Source organism: Sphingobium sp. AP50 (assembly GCF_900109095.1).
Taxonomy (GTDB): Bacteria; Pseudomonadota; Alphaproteobacteria; order Sphingomonadales; family Sphingomonadaceae; genus Sphingobium.
Map to the genome: position 1 here is coordinate 69,495 of NZ_FNYZ01000019.1, position 21,940 is coordinate 91,434.

Sequence of the window (21,940 nt, forward strand, 5' to 3'; positions counted from 1 at the left end):
ATGAAAACCCGCGCCGCCGTCGCTTTCGAAGCGAAAAAGCCCCTCGAAATCGTCGAGCTGGATCTGGAAGGCCCCAAGGCCGGCGAAGTGCTGGTGGAAATCATGGCGACCGGCATCTGCCATACCGATGCCTACACGCTCGACGGCTTCGACAGCGAGGGCATCTTCCCGTCCGTGCTGGGCCATGAAGGCGCGGGCATCGTGCGCGAAGTCGGCGCCGGCGTGACCTCGGTCAAGCCCGGCGACCATGTCATCCCGCTCTACACCCCCGAATGCCGCCAGTGCAAAAGCTGCCTCAGCGGCAAGACCAACCTGTGCACCGCGATCCGCGCGACGCAGGGCAAGGGGCTCATGCCCGACGGCACGACCCGCTTCAGCTACAAGGGCCAGCCGATCTACCATTATATGGGCTGCTCGACCTTCTCCAACTTCACCGTCCTGCCCGAAATCGCGCTGGCCAAGATTCGCGAGGACGCGCCGTTCCAGTCGAGCTGCTATATCGGCTGCGGCGTGACGACGGGCGTGGGTGCGGTCATCAACACGGCCAAGGTGCAGGTGGGCGACAATGTCGTCATCTTTGGGCTTGGCGGCATCGGCCTCAACGTCATTCAGGGCGCGCGGTTGGCCGGCGCGAACAAGATCATCGGCGTCGACATCAATCCCGACCGCGAGGAATGGGGCCGCAAGTTCGGCATGACCGACTTCCTCAATTCGAAGGGCCTGTCGCGCGAAGACACCGTCGCGAAGATCGTCGAACTGACCGACGGCGGCGCCGACTATACGTTCGACGCGACCGGCAATACCGAAGTGATGCGCACCGCGCTGGAAGCCTGTCATCGCGGCTGGGGCACGTCGATCATCATCGGCGTGGCCGAAGCGGGCAAGACCATCGAGACACGGCCCTTCCAGCTCGTCACCGGCCGCAACTGGCGCGGCACCGCGTTCGGCGGGGCGAAGGGCCGGACCGACGTGCCCAAGATCGTAGACATGTACATGACCGGCAAGATCGAGATTGATCCGATGATCACCCACGTCATGGGTCTGGAGGAGATCAACACCGCCTTCGACCTGATGCATGCGGGCAAAAGCATCCGCTCGGTCGTCGTTTTCTGATGGAAACGGTCAGCACCAATCGCGCCTTTGGCGGCGTGCAGGGCGTGTACCGGCACGCCTCCGCCGCCACTGGAACGGACATGACCTTCTCCGTCTATGTTCCGCCGCATGCGGAAGGCGCGAGGTTGCCGGTTGTCTGGTATCTGTCGGGCCTGACCTGCACCCATGCCAACGTCACCGAAAAGGGCGAGTTTCGCGCATTGTGCGCAGAACTGGGTCTGATCTTCATCGCGCCCGATACATCGCCGCGCGGGGAAGGCGTGGCGGACGATCCCGATGGCGCCTATGATTTCGGCCTCGGCGCGGGCTTCTATGTCGATGCGACGCAAGAACCCTTCGCCGCCAATTATCGCATGTGGTCCTACGTCACGGACGAATTGCCCGCGCTGATCGCCGCGCAATTCCCGATGGCCGATATGGATCGCCAGTCGATCATGGGGCACTCCATGGGCGGTCATGGCGCACTGACCATCGGCCTCAGTTTCTCCGACCGGTTCAAGGCCGTGTCTGCCTTCGCTCCGATCGTGGCCCCGTCACAGGTGCCCTGGGGCCAGAAGGCGCTGGGCGGTTATCTGGGCGAGGACAAGGCGGCATGGCGCAAGCATGATGCTGTCGCGCTGATCGAAGATGGCGTGCGGGTATCGGCGCTGCTGGTGGATCAGGGTGCGGCTGACAATTTCCTGGAAAAGGAACTGCGTCCCGACCTGCTGCGCGCCGCCTGCGATGCGGCCGGTATCCCGCTGACGCTCACGCTGCGGGAAGGCTATGATCACAGCTATTATTTCATCTCGACCTTCATGGCCGATCATCTGCGCTGGCACGCCGATCGCCTGAAGGCAGGGGACAAGGCATGAGCAGCACCCTTTTGCAAAGCTATTATGATGCCTTCAATCGCGGCGATGCCGCCGCGATGCTGGCGTTGCTGACCGACGACGTGGTGCATGAACCCTCGCAAGGCGCGGTGCGCACCGGCAAGGCCGCCTTCGCCGATTTCCTCACCCATATGAACCGCTGCTATAGCGAGCAGGTGATCGATCCGGTCTTCCTGACGTCGGCCGATGGCACGCGCGGCGCGGCCGAGTTCATGCTGGAGGGCCGTTATCTGGAAACCGATAGCGATCTGCCGGCGGCGACGGGCCAGACCTATCGACTGCGCGTCGGCGCCTTCTTCGACATTGTCGATGGGCGTATCGCGCGGGTAAGCAACCATTATAATCTGGCCGACTGGCTGGCGCAGGTCGGCTAACCAGTCCGACGCTGGCCCAGCGTCAGCATCACTAGTGCCATCAGCGTGAAGCTGCCGCCCAGCAACAGCGTCAGCGGCAGCACCGCCATCGACGGCAACAGCGACACCGCGCCGCTCGCCAGCGCGGTGATCGCCAGTTGCAGCGTGCCGAGCAAACCGGCGGCCGCGCCCGCACCGCCCGCAGCAGCATCCAGTGCGGAAATCGCCGCCGGGGTCAGCACCAGCCCAGCCAGCGCGAAGAGCAGCATGGCGTAAAGCTGGAACGCGGCGATCGAGACAGCGAGTGAGACACTTGTCAGCGCCATCAACGCCGACGCCCCGATCGCAATAAGCGCAGCCACCGTCACCAGCCGCCGTGCGCCCAGCCGCCGCATCATCGTCGGCGCAAATTGGGTGGCGACGATCGACGTCCCGGCGTTGAGCGCCAGTAGCAGGCTATAGTGATGGGCGGTCAGGCCAAAGCCCTGCGTGTAGAGAAAGGGCGCGGCAGTCACGAAGGCGAAGGGAATGGTCGTCCCCAGACCCGCGACCATGGTCCAGCCAAGAAAGGCCGGACTGGTCAGCAACTGCCGATAGCTGGCCAGCATCGGCAATTGATGCAGGCGCCGCTCCGGTGGCAGCGATTCCGGCAGGAACAGCAACACCGCCAGCATCGCGATCCCGCCCCCGCCCGCCAGCAGCGTGAACAAGCCACGCCATGACATCATCTGGAGCAGGAAACTGCCGGCCAGCGGCGCAAGTACCGGCGAAATGCCGATGATCAGGAAGGTGAAGGCCATCAGCTTCGCCGCCCGATGACCGTTGAACCGATCGCGGATCATAGCCCGCACGCTGGATGTGCCCGCGCAGGCGCCCATGCCCTGAAGGAAACGGCAGAGGATCAGTTGATCGAGGCTGGTCGCCGCCGAACAGGCGATCGAGGCGAGGATGAACAGCGTCAGCCCGCCGAGCAAAGGCCGCCGCCGCCCATAATGATCCCCCAGCGTCCCAAGCGGGATCTGCGCCAGCGCCAGCCCCAGAAAGAAGGCGGACAGGGTGCGCTGTATCCCGCCCGTATCCACCGCGAAGCTGCGCGCCATGCCCGGCATCGCGGGCAGATAGAGATCGATCGCCAGTGGCCCCAGCGACGACAGGAAGCCAAAGGCGATGCCCAAAGCCAGACTGGGTTCCCCTTGCACCCCGGCTATCCTATCCTTGGTCGCCGCCATCCCTGTCTCTCCCTTTATTAATAACGATCGTTATATTTATTCCGTCGATCGCACAAGCCGGGATGCGGACGGCAATGGCATGATCGAAAGACGCGCATCGCCGGTTTACAACTGTGTCATAAGCATACAGTATCGGGCGCAAGAACGAACAGGAGAGGATCGCCGCCATGGCATCGACCCAGACCATTGCCTTGCCGGCGGACGATCCCCGCGCTATCTTGGCCGCCCGACCAATGGGGCCGCCCCAATGTCTTGCGATCGCCATCTGCTTTCTTCTGAGCGCGCTCGACGGCTTTGACATATTGGCCGTTACTTTCGCCGCACCGGGCATCGCGCGGCAATGGGATGTCGGGCCGGGGGCGATCGGGCTGGTCGTATCGGCAGGTCTCGCCGGCATGGTGGTCGGGTCGCTGACCCTGGGCCAACTGGCCGACCGGATCGGCCGACGTCCGCAGGTGCTGCTGTGCCTCGCCATCATGATAGTGGGCATGTTCGCCTCGGCCTTCGCGCCCAATGTCGTGCTGCTCTGCCTGTTGCGGGCCTTTACCGGCCTTGGCCTTGGCGCGGTGCTGGCGTCGATCAACGCGCTTTCGGCCGAATTCGCCAACCGGCGCCGCCGCGATCTGGCCGTCAGCATCATGGCAGCGGGCTATCCGGTGGGGGGCATCGTCGGCGGCTGGGCCGCGGCGCAACTGCTCAAACATCATGGCTGGGAATCGATCTTCCTGTTCGGGGCGGCGGCTACGGCGGCGATCGTACCGCTGGTGCTGCTGTTCCTGCCGGAATCGATCGGCTGGCTGGCGACGCGCGGCGGGCCGGATGCGCTGGCGCGGATCAATGCCATCCTTGGGCGGCTGGGCCAGCCCCATGCCGCGCGCATCGCCACTATCGACGCACCAAAGGCGGCGATGGCGACGCTCTTCACCCATCGCTATCGCGTCACGACGATCGCGCTGATCGCCATGTACGGCCTGCATATGATGACCTTCTATTATGCGCTGGGCTGGACGCCCTCGCTGGTCGTGGCGCTGGGCTTCGATCCGTCACAGGCGACGATCGTATCCGTGGTGATGAATATGGGCGGCGCGACCGGCGGGCTGGTGCTGGGCCTCCTCTCGCCGCGTCTGGGCCTGCGTCCGCTGGTGATCATCGGGCTTGTCGGCGCCACCATCGCGGTCGCCGCCTTCGGTGCGGTCCCCGCCGACATCATCCTGTTGCAGGCCGCTGCCTTCCTGCTCGGTTTCCTGTCCAATGGCGCGGTCGTGGGCCTCTATGCGCTGATCGCCAATATCTACCCCACCACGCTGCGCGCGACGGGCACGGGGGCGGTGATCGGCTTTGGTCGGTGCGGCGCGGCCCTGGGGCCGTTCATGGCGGGGCAGTTGCTGGCCTTCGGCGCGGGCCGGGGCGTGACCTCCCTGTTGCTGGCGCTGGGTTCAGGCCTGGCTGCACTGGTGCTGATCACCGCGCGGTTGCAGGTCGCGGACGAAGAGGATTGAGAGAAAAAGGGGCGTTCGACCATGGCCGAACGCCCCTTTGTCTTCATCGACCCATGCAGACTTCCACCCCGGCCAGTCCGCGCGTGATGGCGAAGGGCTTGTCGACGCTGATGCGCGCATGGATTACCCCCGGCATGGCCAGGCAACGATCGCCCAGCCGCTGGGCGAAGGTTTCGATCAGCGGGATATGCACCAGCGCCAGTTCCTCGGCCGCTTGCGCCACCCGGCGATAATCCACCGTCTCGCCAATCCCCTCGATCCGGCCCGCCTCCAGCGTCAGGTCGACCGAAATCACCAGCGGCTGTCGCCGCCCGATCTCGTCGGGATTGATGCCGATATCGGCCAGCAGCGGCAGGTCGCGGACCCGCACGATCGTCGTGCATCGTATTTCAGTCATGACGGGCCCTCTCTGCGGCCATTATCGTATTGCTCAGCAGGCAGGCGATGGTCATCGGCCCCACGCCGCCCGGCACCGGCGTCACCGCCCGTGCATGGTCCAGTTCATGGGTGGCGCAATCGCCCGTCAAACGGGTCGATCCGTCTGGCTGGGCAACCCGCGTGATGCCGACATCGATCACGATCGCGCCCGGCTTCACCCAATAGCCGCGCACCAGATGCGGCGCCCCGGCGGCGGCCACGATAATATCCGCCTTGCGTGCGATATCGGGCAGGTCGCGCGTTTCGATATGGGTGACGGTCACGGTCGCTTCCCGCTCCAGCAATAGCATGGCGACCGGCTTGCCCACGATATTGGACTTGCCGATCACCACCACGTCCAGCCCGCGATAATCCGTCACGACGCTGTCCAGCAGTTTCATGATGCCCAGCGGCGTGCAGGGGACGAGGCCCCCGGTCCCGGTGGAAAGCCGCCCGACATTGACCGGATGGAAGCCATCGACATCCTTGGCCGGATCGATCCGGTCCAGCACGCGGGCGGCATCGATCTGCGGCGGCAAGGGCAACTGGATCAATATCCCGTCGATGTCGCTATCGCCATTCAGTCGGTCGATCAGGTCGATCAGCGTTGCCTGCGCCGTATCGCCGGGCAGCCGATGTTCGACCGACCGGATGCCGGCCTTGCCGCATTCCGCCACCTTGCGCCCGACATAGACTATGCTCGCGGGATCGCTGCCGACCAATATCACCGCCAGCGCGGGGGCATGGCCGGTGCGGGCGTGCAAGGCGGCCACCCGCGTTGCCGTCTCTGCCGACAGGGCACGCGCCAAAGCGCGCCCGTCGATCCTTTTCGCCACGGCCTCAGGCCTTGAAGACGACAGTGCGTGCGCCATTCTGGAAGACCCGCCCCTGAAGATGATGCTGCACGGCGGTTGCCAGCACGCGCCGTTCGATGTCGCGACCCTTGCGGACCAGATCGTCGGGCGTATCGGCATGGTTGATCGCCTCGACATCCTGATGGATGATCGGCCCTTCGTCCAGGTCGGCGGTTACATAATGGGCCGTCGCGCCGATCATCTTCACGCCGCGCTCATGCGCCTGATGATAGGGTTTGGCCCCCTTGAAACCGGGCAGGAAACTGTGGTGGATGTTGATGCACCGGCCCGACAGGAATCCGGCTAGATCGTCGCTCAATATCTGCATATAGCGCGCCAGCACGATCAGATCGGCGCCGCTCTGGTCCACGATCGCCTTGATCTGCGCTTCCTGCTGCGGCTTGCTGTCCTTGGTGATCGGCAGATGGTGATAGGGCAGGTCGCCCATCAGCGACGTCGTCAGCACATGCTGCGGATGGTTGCTGACGATGCCGACCACGTCCATGTCCAGTTCGCCGATGCGCCAGCGATATAGAAGGTCGCCGAGGCAATGGTCGAACTTGCTGACCAGCAGCAGCACCTTCTGCCGCTCGCTGCGGCGGCGCAGCGTCCAGTCCATGCCGCGTTCCTGCGCCAGCGCTGTGAAGCCGCTCTCCAGCGCTGCGATATCGCCGTCGCCAATCTCGAATTCGACCCGCATGAAGAAGCGGTCGGTCAGCTTGTCATTATATTGCTGCGCGTCGGTAATGTTGCCGCCCTGCCGCGTCAGGAAGGTCGCGACATCGGCGACCAGCCCCGGCCGGTCGTCGCATTGCAGGGTGAGGGTGCAGATTTCGGTCACGTTCGTCTCTCTCCACTGATCGGCGCGCTCAGGGGCGGGCCGTATAATCGTTGATCCATTCGACCGTGCGGGTCAGGCCGCCAAACGGATAGAAATGCAGCCGCACCTTGCCATGCTGCGCGGCCAGGCCCTTGCCCAGCGCGTCGACCAGCTTGTCCGGGCCGGCGGTGCCGATCAGCTTGGTGATCGAAATGCCATATTTGGTGAGCACCGACGTCGATGCGCCCACGCCGCAGCGCGCGGCAAAGCGCATCAGCGTCTTGATGCCCGCCGGGCCGGGCACGCCGATCCGCACCGGCGCATCGATCCCGCGCGCGCGCAGTTCGACCAGCCATTGCAGGATCGGCGCGGCGTCGAAGCCGAACTGGGTGACGATCAGCGGCGCCATGTTGCGGCTGGCAATTTCGGCGCATTTGTCGATCAGCACTTCGAACGTCTGTTCGCGGCTCATATTGGGATGGCCTTCGGGATGGCCGCCGATGCCGATCGCCTTGATCCCGGCCCGCTCGAACGCGCCGGTGCGGATCAGCGCCATGCTGTCGCTATAGGGGCCAGCGGCCTCGGCCGGGTCGCCGGCGATGACGAAGCAGCGTCGCACCCCCGCCTCGCGCACGACGGCCGCCAGATAGGTCTCGAAATCGTCGCCTGACTCCAGCCTGCGCGCGGAAAAATGCGGCATCGGTTCAAAGCCCAGATCGCGCACCGCCTTCGTTGCGGCAATTCGCGCCTCCAGCGACTCGCCGGGAAGGAAGGTGACGGCGACCGGGGTTTCCGCCGCCATGGCGGGCGCGGCCTCGACCAGCGCTTCCATATCCTTGGCGGTCATCTCCAGAGAATAGCCGTCGGTCATGCCCTTCGGCGGCAAATCCCAGTTCGGATGGATCGACGGCAGGCTCATGATTCTCTCCCGATAGGACTGGTTCCGGGGGCAGGCTGGCGCATCGCGTGGCGCTCTTTGTATCCCCGGCGCATTTTCCCTCTAGGCCATCCGCAAAGATTCGTATAGATGAAATATTCATGAGTGCGAAATCATCGGAGAAGGGCGCAACGACGCCGCTGGTCATCCTTCCGGGGCTGATCTGCGATTCGCGCATGTTCGGTGAGACGCTGGCGGCCATCCCCGGCAGCATGGTGATCGACGGCTTTTATGGCGGCGCCGACCGGATCGAGGCGATGGCCGATTATGCGCTGGCGCGCATGCCTGAACGCTGCGCTTTGCTCGGCCACTCCATGGGCGCGCGCGTCGCGCTGGAGGTGATCCGCAAGGCGCCGGAGCGGGTCGAGCGGCTGGCGCTGGTCGATACCGGCACCCATCCGGTCAAGCCCGGCGAGCAGGACGGCCGTTACCGGCTGCGCGATCTGGGCCGTGTGCAGGGCATGGCGGCGCTGGTGAGCCAGTGGCTGCCGCCGATGATGGGTTTTGCCGGTCTGCGCGATGAAGCGCTGATGGACCGACTGTACGCCATGGCCGTTTCGGCCGGCATTTCGACGTTCGAAGCGCAGATCGAGGCGCTGCTCCACCGCCCGGTAGTGGATGCGCTGTTGCCGACTATCGTCTGCCCGACCCTCGTCGCGGTCGGTCGCCAGGACCAATGGTCCCCGGTCGCCCAGCATGAAGCGATTGCCGTCGCGCTCCCCGATGCCCGGCTGCGGGTGGTCGAGCATGCCGGCCATATGATGCCCTCAGAATCGCCGCAGGCCTTTAACCAGATCGTCCGGGAATGGCTTGGCCAACCCGCCCCGATACATGTCCAATATCAAGTCGAAGGAGAGGTTTGAATGACCGACAAGACCCTGCAACAGCTGCTCGATGAAAAGGGCGACATCGTTGAATTCCTGCGCAACCAGCAGGTCGGCCCCAACGCTTATCCGGGCGTGCCGGGCGAATATAGCAACTGGCGCGACGAACAGCGCAGCTGGGCGGAAAGCTCGGTCCTGTTCAACCAGAGCTTCCACATGGTCGACCTGCTCGTCACCGGCCCCGGCGCGTTCGACATGCTGGCCTATCTCGCCCCCAACAGTTTCAAGGGCTTCGTGCCGAACCGCGCCAAGCAATTCGCGCCCGTCACGCCCGAAGGCTATGTGATCGGCGACGTCATCCTCTTCTATCTGGAAGAAGAAAAGTTCGAACTGGTCGGCCGCGCGCCTTCGATCGAATGGGTCGAATATTGGGCCTCGACCGGCAAGTGGGACGTGAAGGTGGAACGCGACGAGCGCACCATCGCCCGCCCGCTCGACCAGCAGGGCTATCGTCGCAACTATCGTTTCCAGCTTCAGGGTCCGAACGCCATGCCGGTGCTGGAAAAGGCGATGGGCCAGACCCCGCCGGACCTGAAATTCTTCCACATGGCGCCGATCATGATCGCCGGCGTCGAAGTGCGCGCGCTGCGCCACGGCATGGCCGGCCAGCCCGGCTACGAACTGTTTGGTCCGTGGGAAGATTATGATACCGTCCGCAACGCGCTGATCGAAGCGGGCAAGGATTATGGCCTGACGCTGTGCGGCGGCCGCACCTATTCGTCGAACACGCTGGAATCCGGCTGGATCCCCTCGCCGCTGCCCGCCACCTACACCGGCGAAGGCTCGAAGGGCTTTCGCGAATGGATCGGCGAAAACAGCTATGAAGGCAAATGCTCGCTCGGCGGCAGCTTCGTCTCCGACAAGATCGAGGATTATTATCTGAACCCGTGGGAGCTGGGCTATGGCATCATGGTCAAGTTCGACCATGAGTTCGTCGGCCGCGAAGCACTGGAAAAGATCAAGGATCAGCCGCACCGCCAGAAGGTGACGCTGGCCCTGGATAACGAGGATATCGTCCGCGTCATGAGCTCCATGCTCCAGACCGGCGACAAGGCGAAGTTCCTCGAATTCCCCAGCGCGGTCTATTGCATGCACCCCTATGACGCGGTGCTGAAGGACGGCAAGACCGTCGGCCTCTCCACCTGGATTGGTTACACCATCAATGCCGGTCGTTTCCTGGCGCTGGCGATGGTCGACGCCGAGTTCGCCGCACCCGGCACCGAAGTGACGCTGCTGTGGGGCGAACCCAATGGCGGCACGAGCAAGCCGACCGTCGAACCGCATGTCCAGACCGAAATCAAGGCGATCGTCTCCTCGGTCCCCTATTCGGAAGCCGCGCGCGACAACTACGCCGACGGCTGGCGCACCAAGGCCGCTTGACGGATCCTATCCCGAGCGGGAGGAGCGGGGGATGCCGAAAGGCTTCCCCCGTTTTCGTTTTAGAGCAACGCGCTTTAAATCTGATCCGTTCGCCCTGAGTAGGGACTGAGCTTGTCGAAGGCCCGTATCGAAGGGGCTGGTATGTCCCATCCTTCGATACGCCGCTTCGACTTCGCTCAGCGGCTACTCAGGACGAACGGCGGGTGGTTCAGATTTAATGCTGTTCGCTCTGGGAGAGGGTCAGGGGGTGGGCATAGCGCAACATTAAATCCACCAAAACTTGCCCACCTCTTGCCCCAACCTCATATGAGGCTTATATAAACTCCAACTGAGGCAGGAGCGCATATGGCCACCCAACCCCATTCGATCGAAGCGCTGCTCGGCGTAAAGGCCGGCCTTCACGCCTCGCGCCTTGCGCTTCCGGCCTCGATCGAAAGCGGCCTGCCCGTCGCCGCGCTCGATCATCTGGCGGACACGGTCGCGCCCGGTGACGCGCGCTTCAAATTCCGCCTGATCCCCAAGGCGACACTGGAACGCCGCCGCAAATCCCCCTCAAAACGCCTGACCAGCGAGGAGGGCGACCGGCTCGCACGCCTCGCCAAGGTGTTCAGCTTCGCGCTCGACATCTATCAGGAGCCGGAGCGCGCCCGCGAATTTCTGAGCCGTCCACACCCCATGCTGGACGGCAAGGCGCCGCTCGACGTTGCGCTCGCCACCAGTCCCGGCGCCGATCTGGTCATCAACCTGCTCGGCCGCGCGGCCTATGGCGGGGGCGTGTGAAGGGTGGCGTCACGGATCGGGTGCTGACCGCCTACCGCATCGGCGATCCCGATGGCGTTCACCCGATCTACGACAGCGAAGGCGCGCGCCTCTATCCCGGCCGCTGGAACACGCCCGCCTGTCCGATCCTCTACACGTCGGAACATTATTCGACCGCGATGCTGGAAAAGCTGGTCCATGCGGGCAGCGTGCTGCCGCCCAACCAGCATTATATCCGCATCACCATTCCCAACGGCACAAGCTATGAAATCTTCCAGCCCGCCGCTCATTCCGGCTGGGACGGCAAGGATGAAAGCCTGTGCAGGGCCTTTGGCCTGCAATGGTATCGCGAACGTCGCAGCGCCATCCTACTCGTCCCCTCCATCCCCGCGCGGGTCGAACGCAACATCCTGATCAACCCGCAGCATCCGGACGCGGCCGGCATAACCCATGAATTGCCGGAACCGGTCTGGTGGGACGAACGGCTTTATGGGTGAGGGGAACTGGGCAATGGCTCCACCGGGGGGCGGTGGAAGCTGGAACAAGTTTAGCCTGACGGCAGGAAGAGGCTGTCAATGGCAGGCAATTGCGGTCGTTGCGAAAGGTCTTACGCCCCCTCCTAGTAAGCGCTGATTTGAGGGAGATGTAATGGATCACGATATTCCAATTGATTGGCGAACGATTCAGCGACCTGATTGGCCTTGTTGGGTGCAGGAGGGCACCTTCGCAGACGCTGAGGGAGCCAAAGGCGTCATTGGCTCTGACGTCGAGCTATTGCGATCTGTGCTGACTTTCGACGAGCGCGGATGCCAATCCGGCACGTTCATGTCCGGTCGGGTGTTTGAAGTCGGATACATTTCTAAGACGGAACCCGCTTTGTTATACGTTGAGGGTGCCGATGGGCGAGGCTGGTCATGTGCTTGGGTTGACCCTGCCGAGGTGCGACTCGTTTGAGGCTACAAGCGGCATCAAATGGGGCGATTGTTGCCGAAAGATTTTTAACGGACACCGGCAAATATTGCCGCTTATCTCTCAAGAAGCCGACCGTCCACTTCCCATTCAAATCCGTCATTCCCGCGAAAGCGGGAACCCATCTCCTGATCTCGCATCACATGCAGCGTCAGGGAAACGGAATGCAGCAGCCTCTCATTCCTCCACACGCATCCCCTCAATCCACCGGCCCTTCCGCCGCCGTAAACAGCGCCACCGCCTGTGCCAGTCGGGCGATCGCACGGGCCTCCAGTTCCGCGCTGAAACGCGGCATTGGTATCGCCACGGCGAAGGCGCCGATCGCGACGCCGCCTGCCATCACCGCCATGCCCAGCCCGCAAATGCCCGGCGTATATTCCTCGCGGGTGCGGCCGATGCCGGTGGCGCGCACTTCCGTCAGTTCGGCGCGCAGCCGCTCCGTGTCAGTGATGCTGCTGGGCGTGAAGGCGGGCAGGGCGGCCTGCGTAAAATAGCCGTCCAGTTCGGCGTCGGGCAGCGCGGCCAGCAGGGCCTTGCCCGCCGCCAGACAATGGATCGGGCTGCGCGTGCCGACGCTGATCGAATAGCGCAGCGACTGTTCGGCCGTCTCGGTGACGATCGCCTCCAGTTGCCAGCCGTCGCGCACGAAGAAGGAGGCCGTCTCGTTGAGTTGCAACCGCAGCGACTTCACCAGCGGCCGTACCTTGTCCGCCAGCGACAGGCCGATGCGCGGGGAGGCCAGTCGCTCCAGCGCGCCGCCGGGCAGGTAACGCCGCCCGTCCCGCGCCAGATAGTCCCGCTCCACCAGCGTCGCCAGCAGATAGGACAGGCTGCTGACCGGTATCGCCAGCCCCGCCGCAATTTCCTGCGCCACCACGCCGGTCGGGCGCGCGACGACATATTCGATGATGTCGATGGTACGCATCGCCGATTTGACGGTGGACGGCGTGGAGCCATTCATGTGCGGCTTATCCCTTTAAAATATCAGGCTGCCCCGCCTTTCGGCAAAGCGCCATTCCCCCTGTACCCGCACGAAACGGTCGTGAAAGCTGCCGACTTTAGGCGCTCCCTCGCCCGTGAACAACAGCATCGCGCTTTCGCCGCTGGCGTGGCTTTCGTCCAGCACATCGATCACGATATTGGAACAGACATGCCGGGTGGTGCGCGCGCGGCGACTGAGGAAGGCGGTCAGGATCGCGTCCCGCCCGACAATCCAGTCGTCGGGCGCGGTGGGCCGTGCCATCCGTCCATCTTCGGCATAGAGCGCGGCGACATCCTCCCAGCGCGCGGCATCGTTGAGATTGGCGTAGAGCGCCACCAGCCGAGCGCAATCCTGCTCGATCGCGCGACGATCGCCCTCGGTCACAGCCGCGCGTCCGCGATGTCGGCGCCCGCGCGCAGCGACCGCAGCTTCTTCCATGTCACGGCCGGGTCGATCTTGCCATAGCCCGCGAACGTGCCGAATCCGCAATCGGTGCTGGCGATCACCCGGTCCTTGCCCACGATCCCGGCAAAGCGTTCGATCCGCTGGGCGATCAGTTCGGGATGCTCGACATAGTTGGAGCAGGTGTCGATCAGGCCGGGCGCCAATATCTTGTCGCCGGGCAGCACGCCGCGATCGGCCGCATCGCGCCAGACCGTCCATTCATGCTCATGGCAGGGATTGGCCCCTTCGAACAGCACGGTCGCGGGGCGCGCGCGCAGGATGATGTCGATCACCCGTTCCAGCGGGATGTCATGATCGTGCGGCCCTTCATAATTGCCCCAGCAGATATGCATACGCATCCGGTCCGCCGGAATATTGGCGGTGGCGGCGTTCAGCGCCTCGACATTGGCGGCCGCGATCTTCAGGAATTCCTCTTCGCTCGCCTCCTGATAGCCGGTGTGGCGCGACATGGCGAGGTCCGGGCAGTCGAGTTGCAGGTCGAAGCCCGCCGCCACGATCGTCTCATATTCCTCCCGCATCGCATCGACCAGATCGGCCAGATAGGCTTCATGGCTGGGATAATGGCGGTTCACCTGAAAGGCGGTGATCAGGCCCGGCGACGCGGCATTCATGAAGGCCCGACCGCCATCATTTCCCGCCGCCAGCGCCGCCTTGAACCGGGCAATATCCTCATGCAGCGGATCGAGCGTCACCAGCTTCACCGGCCCGATGCAGGACGCGCGGGTGAACTCCTGGCTGCCCATGATCGCCGCCAGCTTCTGGCGCAGTTCGGGCAGCGGGGCGAGGTCGGCGGCGGGTTTGCGGTCGATATGCCCGCCAAAGCCCGACAGCCGTTCGATCATATAGGTGGAATAGCCGACCTTGCCCAATTCGCCGTCGCTGACGATATCGACCCCGGCCTCGCGCTGTTTCGCCACCGCATCGGTGACGGCGCTCTGCACCGCGGCGTCGAAGGCGGCGGTGTCATAGGCTTCGCCCTTGTCCCGTGCGAGCAGCAGGGGCGTCAGAGCGTCCCCGCGCGGCAGGCTGCCGACATGGGTGGTGGCGATGGGCATGGGGTGATCCTTCTCCTGATAGCGGATCACCCTGCCACAATTTCACAGATATGGATATATCATAGATATGAAAATCTATGCCGAAGTCTTGCCCTTTTCCAGATCATAGCTGCCAAGGCCGGGCTTATAGCTTTTTTCGTCGATGAACTGGCGGATGCCTTCCTTGCGGCCTTCGCTCTTGTCGTGGAAATTGGCAGCTTCTTGCATGCGCACCAGATAATCCTCCGCCTCGTCATAGGTCATGGTGCCCACGCGGCGGACGGCATCCTTGGCGAATTTCAGCGCGACCGGGTTCTTCTTCAGCAGCAGTTCGGCAACCTGCGTGGTCCGCGCCTTGAGCTGGTCCAGCGGCACGCTTTCATTGACCAGCCGCATCGCCGCCGCCGCCTTGCCATCGATCAGATCGCCGGTCAGCGTCAGCCACATGGCGTCGCGCATGGGCAGCAGGTCGACCACCACCTTGGTCACGCCGCCGCCGGGCAATATGCCCCAGTTGATTTCGGACAGGCCGAACTGCGCCTCGTCCGCGCAAATGGCGAGGTCGCAGGCGAAGAGCGGGCCGAAGCCGCCGCCAAAGCACCAGCCATTGACCATCGCGACCGTCGGCTTCTGAAACCAGCGCAGGCGACGGAACCAGCCATAGCTTTCCGCCTGCGACTTGCGCACGCCGCGCAGGCCCAGGGCTTCGGTTTCGCGGAAATATTCCTTCAGGTCCATGCCCGCCGACCAGGCCGCGCCTTCGCCGCCCAGCACCAGCACGCCGACATCGTCACGAAACTCCAGTTCGTCCAGAACCTCCATCATGCGCCGGTTGAGCGTGGGGCTCATCGCGTTGCGCTTGGCGGGGCGGGCGAAATTCACCCAGGCGATACGGTCTTCGACATGTACGGAAACGACGTCCTGCTCTTCCATCACCCTGACTCCTGTTTGCAATATGTATCCTAGGCATACAATCTATTCCCGGCGGGTGGCAAGGGGAATTTTGCGGATCGGTTACGACCCACAGCGCTTGACAAGCTGCCCCTGCATTTAGATAATAACGATCGTTATTAAATAAGAGGCCGGGGCGACCGGTCGAGCGAGGACAGGATGGACGGCATGGGCAACACAGCACAGGCAGGCGCCGTCGCGCCGGCCACCATCGCCGCTTTCGCCGCGATCGTCGGCAAAGATCATGTCTTCTTCGACGAACAGGATCAGGCGAGCTATCAGGACAAGTTCGCCATCGATGACATGCGCCATCATCCCGCTGGCGCGGTCGCGCCCGCCACGGTGGAAGAGATTCAGGCGATCGTTCGCATCGCGTCCGAACGCGGCGTCGCCCTCTGGCCGATCAGCCGGGGCAAGAATCTGGGCTATGGCGGCTCCGCGCCGCTACTGGCGGGATCGGTGATCCTCGACCTCAGCCGCATGAAGAAGATCGACTATGACGAGGCGAACGGCACCGTGCTGCTGGAGCCGGGCGTCGGCTTCTACGATCTCTACGATTTCCTGAAATCCAAGGACATGAAGCACTGGCTGTCGGTGCCCGGCAATAGCTGGGGATCGGTGGTCGGCAATGCGCTGGATCGCGGCATGGGCTATACGCCATATGGCGAACATGCGACGCGCATCTGCGGCATAGAGGCGGTCATGGCCGATGGCCTGGTCGTGCGCACCGGCATGGGCGCTCTGGACGGTGCGCCGACCTGGCAGCTGTATCGCTTCGGCTTTGGCCCCGGCTGGGACCAGATGTTCGTCCAGTCCAATTTCGGCATCGTCACCAAGATGGGGCTGTGGCTGATGCCAGCACCCGAATCGTTGATGGGCATGGATCTGGAGTTTGAACGGCCCGACGATCTCGGCCCGCTGATCGATGCGATCGCGCCGCTCCGTCGCGAAGGGCTGTTGCAGCAGTCGCCGACCATCGGCAACTGGCTGCGCGCTGCCGCCGTTGTCACGACGCGCGACCAATGGACCGACAAGCCCGGCGCGCTGCCCGACGATGTGATCGCCGCGATCCGCAAGAAATTCAACGTCGGCTGGTGGGGGGTGAGCCTGCGTCTCTATGGCCGGGAATCGGTCAACAAGGCGGCCTATGCGATCTTGGAGCAGGAACTGGGCAAGCTAAAACCCATGTCGCTGCGCCCTACGGTCTGGAAGACGGGCGAGCCGCTGGAGGCCACCGGCTGGACCGGTACGCCGCTCACGATGCCGATGCAGAATGCCAACTGGCATGGCGGGCGCGGCGGGCATATCGGTTTCTCGCCGATCCTGCCGCAATCGGGCGCGGCGGCGCAGGCGCAATTCCAGCGCACCTACGCTCGCTACAAGGAATATGGCATGGATTATCAGGCGAGCTTCGCCTTTGGCGAGCGCCACCTCATCAACGTCAACGCCGTGCTGATCAACAAGGATGATCCCGACCTGATGGGTCGGGTCGATCCCTTCCTCAAACATCTGATCGCGGACGCCAAGGCGCAGGGCTATGGCGAATATCGCACCCATCTCGACTATATGGATGCGGTCGCGGGCACCTATGATTTTAACAAGGGCGCACTGGGGCAGCTCAACCGCAAGGTGAAGGATGCGCTCGATCCCAAGGGGGTGATCGCACCGGGCAAGAGCGGCATCTGGCCCAGCAGCCATGCAGGGGGGCAGGGCTGATGCGTCGTGGCATGATCGCGCTGTCGGGGGCGGCACTGATATTGGCGGGCGCCGCCTGCGGCCGGGCGAGCGAGGCGCCGACAGAGGCGCCCAAAGGGCCGCCGCCCTTGCCCGCGCCTGAAACTCTGTCGTCGCGGCCGCAAGCTGCTCCGGGCGAAAAGCTATATCTCGAAAAATGCGCCATGTGCCACGGGCCGGGCGGCATGGGAACGGGGCTGCTGGCGCGCCGAACGGAGCAACCCTTGCTGGAGAAGCGCACCGACCTGACCGCCGACTATGTCGTGCAGGCCGCGCGCATGGGCATCGGCAATATGCCCGCCATCCCGCGCGGGGAGGTCAGCGACGCCGACCTGCAACTGATTGCGCAGCACTTGGCGAAGGGCGCCAAGCCATGAGCGACCTGTCCCGGCGGGGCTTTCTGGCAAGCGCGGTGGTTGCATCGGCGGCGCTGGCAAGCGGACGAGTGGAGGCGGCAACGGTGCCGCTCCTGTTGCACGATCCCGAACTGGCGGCCGGTCGCCGCTTTGCTGCCCGTGTGCAATGGCTCGGGGCACAGCCCGTGGCGCTGGCGGGCGATCGGGTGCGGCAGATGCAGGCTTTGCTCGTTTCCGCACCGGCTGCGATCTTCGCCGTGACACGGCGGAGCGACGAATTATTGGTCGGTGAAATTGCGGCCGAAGCGGGATATCGTCGCATGGCGCTGGTGCGCCATGATAAGGGGCGTATGACTGCAAACTGTGCATCTGACGGCGCTGTCGTTGCCAGATTGGCGTACCTTTCCGGCGCAGCATGGCCGGAAGCCTTTGCCGAATTGGCGCTGGACAAGGCCGGTCAGTGTGCTGCGGCGTCGGATAGCCGGACGATGCCAGCGTTCAGTTGGGTGATGGTAAAATAGCATATTCTTTCCTCCGTTCGGGCTAGCCTGTCGAAGCCCCGTTTTTCTTCAATCTTGGAAGAAAGAACAGTCCTTCGACAGGCTCAGGACGAGCGGCTCTTATGGAAAGCGTGATGCCCAATTACCGCTTGATAATCAGCGACTCCGGCCGTTTGCGCGGCACCCATTCGCCGCGACCGGGGAAATTCTTCAACACCTCGCCATCCCACAGCCGCACGGTACGGCGATGGAAGCGCCACTGGCCGTCGTCGCCCTTCACCGCATGATCGTCATACCAGCCGGCAAAGCGCAGCAGATAGGGCGGCTCCCCCTCGCACTCCGTCACGAAGGCGAAGGAGCGCATCGTGCAACTCCCATCCGCCTGCGCCGTATATTGGGTCTGGGTCACATGATGTTGGCGGCCCGGAAAGCCCGGCGCGTTGCGATAATGGTCTGCGATGCCGCGAATCCCATCATGCCCTTCCCAGATGTCGGGATCATCGAACACCTCCTCCACCATGCGCGCGTCCGGTGTGAAACAGGCGACCAGCCCGTCGACATCGCCGGTATCGAGCGCCCAGCTATAGGCGGCGATCAGGTCTTGCAGCGCGATCCTGTCCTCGATCGGAAGGGAAGGCATGATAGTCACTCTCCTGTGTTTCTATGACTTGACGCAATAATAACATTCGTTACGATTATCTGCAACAAGACGATAGATGATGCAAGCGAGAGGACGCATGGGGAAGATCATCATTTCAGGTGCTTCGGGGTCTTTCGGCCGGGCGGCGGCGGAATTGCTGCTGGAAACAGTGGCGCCACAGGATGCGATATTGCTGACCCGCACCCCGGCAAAGCTGGCCGATCTCGCCGCGCGCGGCGCCGACGTCCGCTTGGCCGATTTCGACGATCCCGCCAGCCTGCCCGCCGCCATGGCCGGCGGCGAAAAAATGCTGCTGATCAGTACTGCCCGGGTCGGCACCCGCGTCGGCCAGCATCGCAATGCCGTGGAGGCGGCGGTTGCGGCCGGCGTGAAGCATATCGTCTACACCTCGATCATCGCCGCCGACGCGCCCGGCAATCCCGCCATCGTCAAGAACGACCATCGCGCGACCGAGGAGATCATCGAAGCCTCCGGCGCATCCTGGACCCATTTGCGCGACAGCCAATATGCCGAAGCGATCGCCGGGCCGATGACGATCCCGGCGCTGATGTACGGCGGCAAGCCCGACAATTGCGGCGATGGCCCGGTGGCTTTCGTCAGCCGCGACGATTGTGTCGCGACCGCCGTGGGGGTGCTGACCCAATCGGGGCATGAGAACCGCGCCTATGTGTTGACCGGTCCGGATCTTCTCACCATTCCGCAGGCGATGGCGCTGGCGAGCGAACTGGCCGGCAAGCCGATCCTGGTCGAAGCGGTCGATGACGAGGCGATGTTCGCCTATTTCGATGCGCTCGGCGCGCCACGCCATGCCTCCGACATCATTCCCGATGGCCCGATTCCCTGGTCCAGCGACGATATGGTGACATTCGGTCAGTCTATCCGCGAAGGCTATTTCGCATTGAAGACGGACTGGGTGGAAAAGATCACCGGCCGCAAGCCCAAAAGTCTGCGCGACGTGATGCTGGCCCACAAGGAAAGCTGGCCGCTGTGAAAGGGGTTATTCTGTTATTGGCCGCAGCATTGGCGCTGACCGGTTGCGCGCGCGGTGGCAGCGATGCGGGGGCAGGCGACGACTGGCCCTATACCGGTGGCGATGTCTGGGGCAGCCATCATTCGCGCCTGACCGACATCGACAAGGGCAATGCCGGGAAACTCGGCCTCGCCTGGTCCTATGATCTCAACACCAACCGCGTGCAGGAAGCGACGCCGGTGGTCGTCGATGGCGTGATGTACACCAGCGGCAATCTCGGCCGCGTCTATGCGCTTGATGCGGCGACCGGCAAGCCGCTCTGGACCTTCGAGCCGGAGGTGGACATGCAGGCGAACCGGTCCGCCTGCTGCGATCAGGCCAATCGCGGCGTCGCCGTGGCCAACGGGAAGGTGATGGTCGGCGCCCTCGACGGTATGCTCTACGCCCTCGACGCGAAGAGCGGCAACGTCCTTTGGAAGGTCGACACGGTGGTCGATCACAGCCGGGGCTATACCAGCACCGGCGCGCCCGAAGTCGCGGGCGATCTCGTCATCCTCGGCAATGCCGGCGCGGAATATGACACCCGCGGCTATGTCACCGCCTATCGCATCGCCGACGGCACGCAGGCCTGGCGCTTCTATACCGTACCGCATGATCCGGCAAAGGGACCGCAGGAGGACAAGGCGCTCGACGCCGCGCTCAAGACCTGGGACGCCAAGAGCCGCTGGGATATCGGCGGTGGCGGCACCGTATGGGACGCGATCAACTATGATCCCAAGTTCGGCACCGTCTATATCGGCGTCGGCAATGGCGGCCCCTATTCGATCGCGACCCGCTCGCCCAAGGGCGGCACCAATCTCTATCTCTCCTCTATCGTCGCGCTGGATGCGAAGAGCGGCGCGGTGAAGTGGCATTATCAGGAAACGCCTGGCGACAGTTGGGACTTCACCGCCACCCAGCCGATGGTGCTGACGGAGATGGAGGTGGACGGGCAGGTTCGCCCGGTCATCCTCCATTCGCCCAAGAACGGCTATCTGTTCGTGCTGGACCGCGAAACCGGCAAGCCGCTGCGCGTCAATCCTCTGGTGCGGACCAACTGGACCAAGGGGTTCGACAAGAATGGCGTGCCGCAGATGACGCCGGACCGCACCGATTTCTGGAACGGTCCGCGCCTCATCTTCCCGGCCTCGGCGGGTGCGCGCAACTGGTATCCGGCGGCCTATGATGCGGAGCGCAAAAGCTATTATGCCTCGGTGCTGGACATGGGAAACCTGATGTTCACCGTGCCCCCCGGCACCCCGGCGGAAGCGCGCCGGCCCAAGGCGCTGAACGTCCAGACGACGCTCATCTTCACCCCGCAATTGCAGGCGGTGTTGCCTACCTTGCCACCCGCGATCCGGGAACAGGTGGAAAAGCTGCCCGAAATGCAGTGGGTGAAGGACAAGCCCTATAGCAGCGAGTTGCGCGCCATCGACCCGCTGACCGGCAAGGCCCGCTGGTCGGTCCCGACCGAGGGGTGGCAGGACCGGATGGGCATGCTCTCCACCGCGTCGGGCCTGATCGTCCATGGCACGATCGGTGGCAAGCTGATCGTCCGCGATGCCGATAACGGCAAGCTGATCAAGGAAATCGACACCGGCAGTTCGATCATGGCGGCGCCCATGACTTATCGCGTGAAGGGCGTGCAATATATCGCCGTCGCGACCGGTTTCGGCGGCGGTGGTTGGGGCTATGTGCCGCGCTATTCGGCGGCCTATCGCAACGGCAATGCCAACCGCATGTTGGTGTTCAAGGTGGACGGCGGCCCGGTGCCGCAGCCCACGCCCCTGCCGCCGCTGGAACCGGCCGAGGCACCGCCCGCGCAAAAGCCCGGCGTGACGCCCGCCATCATCGCGAAGGGGCAGGCGCTCTTCTTCCAGAATTGCGCCATCTGCCACAGCAACCAGCTACGCTCCACCGCGCCGGACCTGCGCCGGATGCAGCCGGGCACGCATGATGTCTTCAATCAGATCGTGCGCGATGGGCTGTTGCTCCCCAATGGCATGCCGCGCTGGGACGACCTGCTGAGCGTCGAGGATGTCGATGCCATCCACGCCTGGCTGATCGCCGAGCAGGGGCCGCTGCGGGAACGCGAGTTGAAGCTGAAAGCCGCCGGCAAGCCGATAGACGCGCCCAGCGCCGCCATCATGTCCAATTTCTAG

The 21,940-nt window shown here is 63.9% G+C and carries 23 protein-coding genes; 13 read left to right on the forward strand and 10 right to left on the reverse strand.

What is annotated here, in order from left to right; genetic code table 11:
* The 3 genes from BMY84_RS23085 to BMY84_RS23095 are packed head-to-tail and all read left to right on the forward strand — an operon-like array spanning window position 1 to window position 2,359.
* The gene (locus tag BMY84_RS23085; RefSeq protein ID WP_093086923.1) at window positions 1-1,113 is read left to right on the forward strand and encodes an S-(hydroxymethyl)glutathione dehydrogenase/class III alcohol dehydrogenase; all 1,113 of its coding nucleotides are present in this window, start codon (window positions 1-3) and stop codon (window positions 1,111-1,113) included.
* The gene (gene fghA / locus BMY84_RS23090) at window positions 1,113-1,967 is read left to right on the forward strand and encodes an S-formylglutathione hydrolase (RefSeq protein WP_093086924.1); all 855 of its coding nucleotides are present in this window, start codon (window positions 1,113-1,115) and stop codon (window positions 1,965-1,967) included. The genes BMY84_RS23085 and fghA overlap by 1 nt, the downstream gene beginning before the upstream one ends.
* Complete coding sequence (locus BMY84_RS23095) at window positions 1,964-2,359, forward strand: ketosteroid isomerase-related protein (protein ID WP_093086926.1); 396 nt, start codon at window positions 1,964-1,966, stop codon at window positions 2,357-2,359. Before fghA ends, BMY84_RS23095 begins: the two co-directional genes overlap by 4 nt.
* On the opposite strand, the gene BMY84_RS23100 is transcribed toward BMY84_RS23095, so the two are convergent.
* Window positions 2,356-3,567, reverse strand: a complete 1,212-nt coding sequence (locus tag BMY84_RS23100; RefSeq protein WP_093086927.1) for a multidrug effflux MFS transporter — start codon at window positions 3,565-3,567, stop codon at window positions 2,356-2,358. The genes BMY84_RS23095 and BMY84_RS23100 overlap by 4 nt on opposite strands.
* 167 nt (window positions 3,568-3,734) lie before the next feature.
* Between BMY84_RS23100 and BMY84_RS23105 the strand changes: the two genes are divergently transcribed.
* Entirely contained in the window at window positions 3,735-5,066 is a 1,332-nt protein-coding gene (locus tag BMY84_RS23105) for an MFS transporter (protein ID WP_093086929.1), read from the forward strand.
* A 43-nt stretch (window positions 5,067-5,109) separates the two neighbouring features.
* Here the strand turns inward: BMY84_RS23105 and BMY84_RS23110 are convergent, their stop codons facing one another.
* Genes BMY84_RS23110 through BMY84_RS23125 form a run of 4 tightly spaced genes read right to left on the reverse strand, consistent with a single transcriptional unit; the run spans window position 5,110 to window position 8,076 of the window.
* Complete coding sequence (locus tag BMY84_RS23110) at window positions 5,110-5,463, reverse strand: dihydroneopterin aldolase (RefSeq protein ID WP_093086930.1); 354 nt, start codon at window positions 5,461-5,463, stop codon at window positions 5,110-5,112.
* Window positions 5,456-6,355, reverse strand: coding sequence for a bifunctional 5,10-methylenetetrahydrofolate dehydrogenase/5,10-methenyltetrahydrofolate cyclohydrolase (locus BMY84_RS23115; protein ID WP_177204145.1), 900 nt, complete (start codon window positions 6,353-6,355; stop codon window positions 5,456-5,458). The genes BMY84_RS23110 and BMY84_RS23115 overlap by 8 nt, the downstream gene beginning before the upstream one ends.
* Complete coding sequence (gene purU, locus BMY84_RS23120) at window positions 6,324-7,178, reverse strand: formyltetrahydrofolate deformylase (RefSeq protein ID WP_093086933.1); 855 nt, start codon at window positions 7,176-7,178, stop codon at window positions 6,324-6,326. Before purU ends, BMY84_RS23115 begins: the two co-directional genes overlap by 32 nt.
* Before the next feature lie 28 nt (window positions 7,179-7,206).
* Window positions 7,207-8,076: a methylenetetrahydrofolate reductase gene (locus BMY84_RS23125; protein ID WP_093086935.1), complete on the reverse strand. Its 870-nt coding sequence runs from the start codon at window positions 8,074-8,076 to the stop codon at window positions 7,207-7,209.
* A 119-nt stretch (window positions 8,077-8,195) separates the two neighbouring features.
* Between BMY84_RS23125 and BMY84_RS23130 the strand changes: the two genes are divergently transcribed.
* From BMY84_RS23130 to BMY84_RS23145, 4 genes are all read left to right on the forward strand, one after another.
* Window positions 8,196-8,957, forward strand: coding sequence for an alpha/beta fold hydrolase (locus BMY84_RS23130; protein WP_093086937.1), 762 nt, complete (start codon window positions 8,196-8,198; stop codon window positions 8,955-8,957).
* Entirely contained in the window at window positions 8,958-10,358 is a 1,401-nt protein-coding gene (locus tag BMY84_RS23135) for a syringate O-demethylase (RefSeq protein ID WP_093086938.1), read from the forward strand.
* A 345-nt stretch (window positions 10,359-10,703) separates the two neighbouring features.
* Window positions 10,704-11,138, forward strand: coding sequence for an antitoxin Xre/MbcA/ParS toxin-binding domain-containing protein (locus BMY84_RS23140; RefSeq protein ID WP_093086940.1), 435 nt, complete (start codon window positions 10,704-10,706; stop codon window positions 11,136-11,138).
* Window positions 11,135-11,614, forward strand: a complete 480-nt coding sequence (locus BMY84_RS23145) for an RES family NAD+ phosphorylase (protein WP_177204146.1) — start codon at window positions 11,135-11,137, stop codon at window positions 11,612-11,614. Before BMY84_RS23140 ends, BMY84_RS23145 begins: the two co-directional genes overlap by 4 nt.
* Before the next feature lie 671 nt (window positions 11,615-12,285).
* On the opposite strand, the gene BMY84_RS23150 is transcribed toward BMY84_RS23145, so the two are convergent.
* The 4 genes from BMY84_RS23150 to BMY84_RS23165 all read right to left on the reverse strand — a co-directional run bounded on the left by BMY84_RS23150 (window position 12,286) and on the right by BMY84_RS23165 (window position 15,500).
* The gene (locus tag BMY84_RS23150; RefSeq protein WP_093086941.1) at window positions 12,286-13,047 is read right to left on the reverse strand and encodes an IclR family transcriptional regulator; all 762 of its coding nucleotides are present in this window, start codon (window positions 13,045-13,047) and stop codon (window positions 12,286-12,288) included.
* Window positions 13,048-13,062: 15 nt separating this feature from the next.
* Window positions 13,063-13,452: a nuclear transport factor 2 family protein gene (locus BMY84_RS23155; protein WP_256215386.1), complete on the reverse strand. Its 390-nt coding sequence runs from the start codon at window positions 13,450-13,452 to the stop codon at window positions 13,063-13,065.
* On the reverse strand, window positions 13,449-14,588 hold the full coding sequence (locus tag BMY84_RS23160; protein WP_093086944.1) for a cobalamin-independent methionine synthase II family protein: 1,140 nt from the start codon (window positions 14,586-14,588) through the stop codon (window positions 13,449-13,451). The genes BMY84_RS23155 and BMY84_RS23160 overlap by 4 nt, the downstream gene beginning before the upstream one ends.
* A 75-nt stretch (window positions 14,589-14,663) precedes the next feature.
* Window positions 14,664-15,500 carry a p-hydroxycinnamoyl CoA hydratase/lyase gene (locus BMY84_RS23165; RefSeq protein WP_093086946.1) on the reverse strand — a complete coding sequence of 279 codons (837 nt, stop codon included), beginning with the start codon at window positions 15,498-15,500 and terminating at the stop codon, window positions 14,664-14,666.
* A 186-nt stretch (window positions 15,501-15,686) separates the two neighbouring features.
* Between BMY84_RS23165 and BMY84_RS23170 the strand changes: the two genes are divergently transcribed.
* Genes BMY84_RS23170 through BMY84_RS23180 form a run of 3 tightly spaced genes read left to right on the forward strand, consistent with a single transcriptional unit; the run spans window position 15,687 to window position 18,129 of the window.
* Window positions 15,687-17,234 (forward strand): FAD-binding oxidoreductase, encoded by a 1,548-nt coding sequence (locus BMY84_RS23170; RefSeq protein WP_093086947.1) that lies wholly within the window; start codon window positions 15,687-15,689, stop codon window positions 17,232-17,234.
* Window positions 17,234-17,629 carry a c-type cytochrome gene (locus BMY84_RS23175; protein WP_256215387.1) on the forward strand — a complete coding sequence of 132 codons (396 nt, stop codon included), beginning with the start codon at window positions 17,234-17,236 and terminating at the stop codon, window positions 17,627-17,629. Before BMY84_RS23170 ends, BMY84_RS23175 begins: the two co-directional genes overlap by 1 nt.
* The gene (locus BMY84_RS23180; protein WP_093086950.1) at window positions 17,626-18,129 is read left to right on the forward strand and encodes a hypothetical protein; all 504 of its coding nucleotides are present in this window, start codon (window positions 17,626-17,628) and stop codon (window positions 18,127-18,129) included. Before BMY84_RS23175 ends, BMY84_RS23180 begins: the two co-directional genes overlap by 4 nt.
* A gap of 121 nt (window positions 18,130-18,250) precedes the next feature.
* Here the strand turns inward: BMY84_RS23180 and BMY84_RS23185 are convergent, their stop codons facing one another.
* Window positions 18,251-18,748, reverse strand: coding sequence for a nuclear transport factor 2 family protein (locus tag BMY84_RS23185; protein ID WP_093086952.1), 498 nt, complete (start codon window positions 18,746-18,748; stop codon window positions 18,251-18,253).
* Window positions 18,749-18,845: 97 nt separating this feature from the next.
* Between BMY84_RS23185 and BMY84_RS23190 the strand changes: the two genes are divergently transcribed.
* Window positions 18,846-19,760, forward strand: coding sequence for an NAD(P)H-binding protein (locus BMY84_RS23190; protein ID WP_093086954.1), 915 nt, complete (start codon window positions 18,846-18,848; stop codon window positions 19,758-19,760).
* The gene (locus tag BMY84_RS23195) at window positions 19,757-21,940 is read left to right on the forward strand and encodes a PQQ-dependent dehydrogenase, methanol/ethanol family (protein WP_093086956.1); all 2,184 of its coding nucleotides are present in this window, start codon (window positions 19,757-19,759) and stop codon (window positions 21,938-21,940) included. Before BMY84_RS23190 ends, BMY84_RS23195 begins: the two co-directional genes overlap by 4 nt.

Coding starts and splice junctions, on each gene's coding strand:
- BMY84_RS23085 (WP_093086923.1), top strand. CDS start 1: ATGAAAACCCGCGCCGCCGTCGCTTTCGAAGCGAAAAAGCCCCTCGAA.
- fghA (WP_093086924.1), top strand. CDS start 1,113: ATGGAAACGGTCAGCACCAATCGCGCCTTTGGCGGCGTGCAGGGCGTG.
- BMY84_RS23095 (WP_093086926.1), top strand. CDS start 1,964: ATGAGCAGCACCCTTTTGCAAAGCTATTATGATGCCTTCAATCGCGGC.
- BMY84_RS23100 (WP_093086927.1), bottom strand. CDS start 3,567: ATGGCGGCGACCAAGGATAGGATAGCCGGGGTGCAAGGGGAACCCAGT.
- BMY84_RS23105 (WP_093086929.1), top strand. CDS start 3,735: ATGGCATCGACCCAGACCATTGCCTTGCCGGCGGACGATCCCCGCGCT.
- BMY84_RS23110 (WP_093086930.1), bottom strand. CDS start 5,463: ATGACTGAAATACGATGCACGACGATCGTGCGGGTCCGCGACCTGCCG.
- BMY84_RS23115 (WP_177204145.1), bottom strand. CDS start 6,355: ATGGCGCACGCACTGTCGTCTTCAAGGCCTGAGGCCGTGGCGAAAAGG.
- BMY84_RS23125 (WP_093086935.1), bottom strand. CDS start 8,076: ATGAGCCTGCCGTCGATCCATCCGAACTGGGATTTGCCGCCGAAGGGC.
- BMY84_RS23130 (WP_093086937.1), top strand. CDS start 8,196: ATGAGTGCGAAATCATCGGAGAAGGGCGCAACGACGCCGCTGGTCATC.
- BMY84_RS23135 (WP_093086938.1), top strand. CDS start 8,958: ATGACCGACAAGACCCTGCAACAGCTGCTCGATGAAAAGGGCGACATC.
- BMY84_RS23140 (WP_093086940.1), top strand. CDS start 10,704: ATGGCCACCCAACCCCATTCGATCGAAGCGCTGCTCGGCGTAAAGGCC.
- BMY84_RS23150 (WP_093086941.1), bottom strand. CDS start 13,047: ATGAATGGCTCCACGCCGTCCACCGTCAAATCGGCGATGCGTACCATC.
- BMY84_RS23160 (WP_093086944.1), bottom strand. CDS start 14,588: ATGCCCATCGCCACCACCCATGTCGGCAGCCTGCCGCGCGGGGACGCT.
- BMY84_RS23165 (WP_093086946.1), bottom strand. CDS start 15,500: ATGGAAGAGCAGGACGTCGTTTCCGTACATGTCGAAGACCGTATCGCC.
- BMY84_RS23170 (WP_093086947.1), top strand. CDS start 15,687: ATGGGCAACACAGCACAGGCAGGCGCCGTCGCGCCGGCCACCATCGCC.
- BMY84_RS23175 (WP_256215387.1), top strand. CDS start 17,234: ATGCGTCGTGGCATGATCGCGCTGTCGGGGGCGGCACTGATATTGGCG.
- BMY84_RS23180 (WP_093086950.1), top strand. CDS start 17,626: ATGAGCGACCTGTCCCGGCGGGGCTTTCTGGCAAGCGCGGTGGTTGCA.
- BMY84_RS23185 (WP_093086952.1), bottom strand. CDS start 18,748: ATGCCTTCCCTTCCGATCGAGGACAGGATCGCGCTGCAAGACCTGATC.
- BMY84_RS23190 (WP_093086954.1), top strand. CDS start 18,846: ATGGGGAAGATCATCATTTCAGGTGCTTCGGGGTCTTTCGGCCGGGCG.